The following is a 2080-nucleotide window of genomic DNA, read 5'->3' on the forward strand; positions in this document are numbered from 1 at the left end:
TAAAGTTAATGTGAAGGCTGTTACCGTCTGAGGTCAGGCGACCATAGCCAAGCCGATCCGGAAGCTGCTGGACATCGGGCCCGGCAGCGAAGTCCAGGCATCGGCCGGCGCCAAATCGGCTGGACCATCGTCAGGACAGCGCCGGTGTCGGTCTCATCACCAATGAGGTCATGGCGCGTATGCGCGGCGACGCCTGAGCGACACATCACCAGGTGACGCTGGTCGACACGAATGTCCTGTTGGACCTGGTGACGGATGACCCGCATTGGGTAGCCATTGCTGGCGCGCTTGCCATCAATGACGTGGCCAATGCTGAGTTGTCCGTCCGCTATCAAACCATCAAGGTATTTGACGCGACGCTCGCCGCCTTACGTGCTCGCCTGGAAGCGATCCCCACGCCAGTCTGTTGCTGGCTGCCAAGGCATTTAGCCGATACCGCTTGAAGGGTGAAAGAGGTGGCCGGCCAAATTCGGACAGGCCGATAAGTGGAACTTCTGCCTGAGAGCGGCGAAGCTGCCGCGGATCAGGAGCATGCATGACCAAGCGAACACGCCGGACCCACGCCGCGGCCTTCAAGGCCGAGGTGGCGCTGGCCGCGATCAAGGGCGAGAAGACGCTGGCCGAATTGGCGCAGCAATACGATGTGCATCCGAACCAGATCACCGCTTGGAAGGGTCAGCTGGTTGAGGCTGCCGCGGGCCTGTTCGGCGCGGGCGGGGCGGCATCCGACCCACCGCCGGGCATCGATATAAAGACACTCCACGCCAAGATCGGGGAGTTGACACTGGAGAACGATTTTTTGTCCGGTGCGCTCAGCAAGGCCGGCCGGCTGAGCGCCAGGCGATGATCGACCGGAGCCATGACCTGCCGCTGTCACGGCAGGCGGTGCTGCTGCGGCTCAGCCGGAGCAGTCTGTACTACGAGCCACAGCCTGTGCCGGAGGCCGAACTCGCGATCATGCGGCGGATCGACGTGCTGCACCTGGACTACGCGTTCGCAGGCAGCCGGATGCTGCGCGATCTGTTGCGCGGCGACGGCGTCGACATCGGCCGCGAGATGGTGCGAACGATGATGCGGCGGATGGGTATCGAGGCGTTGTATCGCCGCCCGAATACATCAAAGCCGTGTCTTGGACACAGGATTTATCCGTATCTGCTGCGCGGCCTGGCGATCGAGCGGGCGAACCAGGTCTGGGCGAGGCTGGCCAAGGTTCCAGCGGCGCAGCCGTTGGAATAGCCAGACGAGGGGATGGACATCACGTACATTCCGATGGCCCGCGGCTTTGTCTACCTGGCGGCCGTGGTGGACTGGTTCAGCCGGCGGGTTCTGGCCTGGCAGGTTTCGATCACCCTGGAGGTTGATTTCTGCCTCGAGGCGGTCGAGGAGGCGCTGGCCAGGCACGGCAAGCCGGAGATTTTCAACACCGATCAGGGCAGCCAATTCACCAGCACCGACTTCACCGGGTTGCTGCTGGAGAACAAGATCGCAATCAGCATGGACGGTCGTGGCGCGTGGCGCGACAATGTGTTTGTCGAACGGCTATGGCGGTCGGTGAAGTATGAGGAGGTGTATCTGCGAGCTTATGGCACGCTCGCCGAGGCGCGGAGGCTGATCGGCCAGTATCTGGACTTCTTCAACCACAAGCGACCACATTCGAGCCTTGGCGCGCGGACGCCGGACCACGCCTACTTTGGCTCGCTGCCACCATCGGCGGCAGCGGCATGAATTTCGCCGCGGCCGTCGGGTCGTCTCTCCGGTCGGGCTACGCCCTCCCTGCGCGACGACCCGATGACCGCACGTTACGAAACCAACCGGCAGGGGATCCACTTAACGGAGGCGAAACGCTGTAGCGAACCACCCGACCACCTCTGACCGCCTCGACATAGGCAACGAACCGTAATTCGCTGCCACCTGCCTTGGATTGAAGACCCACAACCCGCCTCTACGACTGAGGATCTTCCTAATCTGACAAATCTGCACCAACAGAGCAAAATTTTATGACACAGTAAGACTAACAGGCTGCTGAAAAACTCAGGTGAAATGAACCACCGGTCGCGTTAGACCCAATTTCCACAGTTTG

The 2080-nt window shown here is 61.5% G+C and carries 1 protein-coding gene and 1 pseudogene; both read left to right on the forward strand.

Annotation, left to right across the window (positions count from 1 at the left end):
* Positions 1 to 212 precede the first annotated feature (212 nt).
* A complete protein-coding gene (locus VGP39_RS25745) occupies positions 213 to 443 on the forward strand; it encodes a hypothetical protein (protein WP_327570910.1) in 231 nt (76 codons plus the stop codon).
* 92 nt (positions 444 to 535) lie between these two features.
* Positions 536 to 1725, forward strand: a pseudogene (locus VGP39_RS25750) (IS3 family transposase).
* Positions 1726 to 2080: the final 355 nt, after the last annotated feature.

The organism is Bradyrhizobium sp., assembly GCF_036009065.1.
Classification (GTDB): Bacteria; Pseudomonadota; Alphaproteobacteria; order Rhizobiales; family Xanthobacteraceae; genus Bradyrhizobium.